Source organism: uncultured Chitinophaga sp. (genome assembly GCF_937874145.1).
Classification (GTDB): domain Bacteria; phylum Bacteroidota; class Bacteroidia; order Chitinophagales; family Chitinophagaceae; genus Chitinophaga.
Genome location: NZ_CALNBI010000510.1, coordinates 1 through 4,211, shown reverse-complemented (window position 1 = coordinate 4,211; position 4,211 = coordinate 1). Strand labels below are relative to the sequence as shown.

General features: G+C 56.4%; 3 protein-coding genes and 1 pseudogene. All 4 read left to right on the top strand.

The features are described from left to right. Nucleotides 1-367: pseudogene (locus tag Q0510_RS24255) on the top strand (SusC/RagA family TonB-linked outer membrane protein); the annotation flags it as partial. 1 nt (nt 368) lies between these two features. Then, nucleotides 369-1,847: a RagB/SusD family nutrient uptake outer membrane protein gene (locus tag Q0510_RS24250; RefSeq protein WP_298717729.1), complete on the top strand. Its 1,479-nt coding sequence runs from the start codon at nt 369-371 to the stop codon at nt 1,845-1,847. Between the two features lie 11 nt (nt 1,848-1,858). Next, nucleotides 1,859-2,572 (top strand): DUF4843 domain-containing protein, encoded by a 714-nt coding sequence (locus Q0510_RS24245; RefSeq protein ID WP_298717726.1) that lies wholly within the window; start codon nt 1,859-1,861, stop codon nt 2,570-2,572. An 18-nt stretch (nt 2,573-2,590) separates the two neighbouring features. Further along, nucleotides 2,591-4,090: a PKD-like family lipoprotein gene (locus Q0510_RS24240; protein ID WP_298717721.1), complete on the top strand. Its 1,500-nt coding sequence runs from the start codon at nt 2,591-2,593 to the stop codon at nt 4,088-4,090. Nucleotides 4,091-4,211: the final 121 nt, after the last annotated feature.

Below are 4,211 nucleotides of genomic sequence, written 5' to 3'. Positions count from 1 at the left end.
GCTGATCGACCGTGTCGAGAACGTGAATGCATCCATGTATAACGTTGACCGCCGGGTGGCGGAAGAACGCTGGATGAAGCCGGGCGACCTGGTATTCTTCAAGGGCATCCGCAATGCTTCCGGCGGCAACAACGGCCTGACGCGCGCATCTTCCCGCTTTGTGCAGGACGATAATGAGCTAAGCTGTGAAAGCCTGTCGGTATACTACCGCTTCCCGGACGGCATGTTGGACAGGTATCGCATGAAAAACACCCGCATCACCTTCTTCACGGGCGATCTGTTCCGGTTCTCCAGCATCCGGCGCGAGCGCGGGCTGGATTATCCTTTCTCGAAAACTTATACGCTCCAAATTCAAACTACTTTCTGATATGAAACAATACCGCATATTGATATTGGGCGGAATCCTGGCGGCGGCTTCCATGCTGGGCGCCTGTTCCAAGTGGCTGGATGTGACGCCGAAAACGCAGATGAAGGAAGACGAGCAGTTTTCTACCCGCCAGGGTTACATCGACGCCCTGTTCGGCATCTACCAGCGTTCGGCGGCGGATTCGCTGTATGGCAGCAACCTTTCGTTCGGACTGGTGGAATTACTGGCCGGCCGTTACGAGAACAAGGCGGGCACGGGTAACTGGTACGGCCAGCTCGCGCGTTACAATTATACTTACAACGCCACCGGGCTGAACGTGGAAAGGGAGATCGGGGAAATCTGGGCTACGTCCTATGCCTGCATCGCCCAGTCGAACTATATCCTCCGGAATGTCGACAACGGGAAATCGCTCCTCGGCGAACAAGCCTACCGCATTATCAAGGGAGAATCCCTGGCACTGCGGGCATTCCTGCACTTCGACCTGTTGCGGCTCTACGCCCCCGTTCCCGGAGCGGCGAACAACGAACAGCCCGCCATTCCCTACATGGATGCATTCACGATCATGCCGAAGGAAAGGCAGTCCGTTGCGCAGGTCCTTTCCCGGATCGAAGCGGAGCTGCTGGAAGCGGAGGAATTGCTGTCTGTCCACACCGACATCGACCAAATCGCCAACAACCAGAACTCCACCAGCAGCGACCTGTTCCTCATGTTCCGGCAGAACCACCTGAACTACTGGGCCGTGAAGGCACTGCTGGCCCGTATGTACCTGTATAAAGGCGACAAGCCGAACGCGCTCAAATACGCACAGGAAGTGATCGGCAGCGGCAAGTTCCGCCTGATGACCGCCGCCGACGTGCTCAGCACCGACCCCGTGGCACTCGATTCGGACCTCACCCTGACCCGCGAGCATATCTTCTCGATCTATGTGTCGCACCTCAAACGCGTATCTGATCAGCTATTCAAAGCCGCGGTGTCGTTCAACGACGACGGGCGCGACCTGTACAACACGCAAACGAAGATCAATACCATGTTCGAAGCAAGCGTGCCGGGTTATGGAACGGATATCCGCCTGCCGGTGCAGTCGCGTTCGTTCTGGACGGTGGTGACCACCCAGGGCAACATCTACACCAAGAAGTTCCATGCCGATAACGAGCGCAACGTAAGGCAGCGCCTGGTGCCGGTGATCCGCCTCCCGGAAATGTATTACATCGCCGCCGAAGCATCCGCCAACCCCGACGAGGGGCTGGGATTCCTCAACACCGTGCGCTCCGCGCGCGGCCTTCCCGAACTGGCCACTTCCGCCAACCTGGATGCCGAAATCATGAAAGAATACCGCAAGGAATTCTACGGTGAAGGGCAGCTCTGGTATTACTTCAAAAGAAAGAATACCGCTACGATCCCCGACGGCGTAGGCAACCCGATGACTGAAACGAAATACATTTTCCCCCTGCCCATGGATGAGATCCAGTTCGGCAGATAAATACGATCAACATGCAACTCAGATATATTGCCATATTGTCCGCCTTCGCCGGCCTTGCTGCCTGCAGCCAGGACGACCGGCTGATGTACCAGCAGGATTCGAGGATTTACTTTACCAAAAACGTCGTGAATGCCGACAGCCTGGTGTATTCTTTCGCGGTGACCGACGCTTCGAAGATGAAAGACACGGCATGGATCACGCTGCGGATCATGGGATTGCCGGCTGATAAAGACCGTGCCATCAACATCGCCGTTTCGGATACGTCTACGGCCAAACAGGGTTACCATTTCGAAATCGGGCCGCTGGTGATGCCTGCGGATTCTTTCCAGAAACGCATTCCGGTGATCCTGTACCGGAAGCCGGGGATGAAAGACAGCATCCTGACCATCGACCTCTCCGTACAGGAGTCCGCGGATTTCAAGCCGGGGTACAGTGACAGGCCTGCATCGTCGCCGATCGACCGTTTGCATTACAAGATCAGCGTAACCGACCAGCTGCTGAAACCCGCCCGCTGGGATGTGAGCCTGGCCGGCAGCTTCGGTGCGTATTCAGAAACGAAGTTCCGGTTCATGATCCAGTCTACCGGCAAAACGGACTGGAACAGCACCATCTACCCGGCCGATCAGCAATTCCTGATCCAGACGGTGAAGTACGCCCTGTACAAGTATGAGGAGCAGTACGGACCGATGACGGATGAAAACGGAGAACGCGTAGAATTCCCTTAACCGATTAATCGCATTGCAATGAGAATTCAAATACTGACCCTGCTTTCGGCGGTAAGCCTGGCGGGATGTTATAAAGACAATGGAAATTACGATTACAAGCCCATCAACAAAATCGTGATCGAAGGCGGCAAAGCGCCGGAAGCGCTGAGCGTGGTGTTTAACGACAGCCTGAAGATTACGCCGGATATCGAACAGTCGATGCCGGCAGCGGAGGCGGACCTGATGTATGAATGGACCGTTTATGACAACAGTCCCGCTTCATCCTACGTGGTACCGACCGATACGGTGTCGCGGGAGCGGAACCTGGCCATCAAGGTGGGCAGCCCGGTGTTTATCCTCGGGCAGAATTACCGGCTGGGGTATAAGGTAACGGATAAGCGCACCGGCCTTTCGGGCGTTCACTATTACAATCTCACCATCGGCAACAAATATGCCCGTGGCTGGATGTTTTTGGAGCAGACCGGCAACAGCGGCGATTTCTCGATGATCCTTCCGGACGGGTCGGTGGAGCATAACATCTATTCCACCATCAACGCCGGAATGCCGATTGGGAAGCCGGTGAAGCTGGAGTTGTCGGCCTGGTCGATTACGGATGACATATCGGCTCCCTCGCGCAGGATGTACCTGTTGTATGAGAACGGCGGGATGGAGCTGAACTACCAGACCTTGCAGCATAAGTTCGACTACGGATACCTGTTCTTCCTGGCGCCGGAGGTGCAGAAGCCGGTGGTGCATACCTGGGTGAGCAATACGCCTCCGGCCTGGACGCCCTCAGCTTCCATGGGGATCGCGATCAACGACGGGAAGGTGCATGCCAACCTGGTGGGCGGTTTCCCTGGCTCCAAGAAATGGGGCGGCGTTTTGCTGACGCCGGAAGGCACGCCGAATTATACGTTATCGCCTTACGTGGTGGGCGGTTCCACTTATACGGCCATCGTGCATGATAATGTGGGCAAGCGCTTCCTGTCGGTAGCTACCAGCGGCCTGCAGCGCTTCCCGACACAGGTGAGCACGGAATTCGATATGAACGATACGGGGATGGACCTGGTGTTCATGGATTCGGCCAACGTAACGCGGTATTACAACGCCGTGATGAAAGATGCGGCCGGCGCGCCGTGGCTCCTGCAATTCAAGGCGATCGTGAACACGGGAGAATCGCCGGTGATCACGCTGGGCAAACAGCAGATGAACGCGCCGGGCGCTGCGCAACTGACGGCAGCTGCGGGTTCCACCATCACCCCGCATATCTTTTATGCTACGGGCAACAAGATCTTGCGTTACGAAACCACTTCGAATACCGCGGCAGAGGAATACGTGTTCCCCGCCACGGAGCAGGTGACGAGCATGAAATTCAGGCGCGTGCCTGGCGGCGTTTCCGAATTGGTAGCGGCCACCTGGAACGGTACGGCCGGGCGCGTGTACATCTTCGATGTATCCAACATCGGCGATATCAGCCTGTCGGGCAACGCCTACGGCGGTTTTGGCAAGATCGTGGACATTGGGTATAAAGTTCCTTAAAACGAAAACCACTCAGGATGAAAAGAATAAGCATTTTGATATTGGGCCTCGCCGCAGGCATGCCGCTGGCGAACGCGCAATCCGGTTACACGCTCAAAGGCCGCGTGGCGGCCATCGAAGG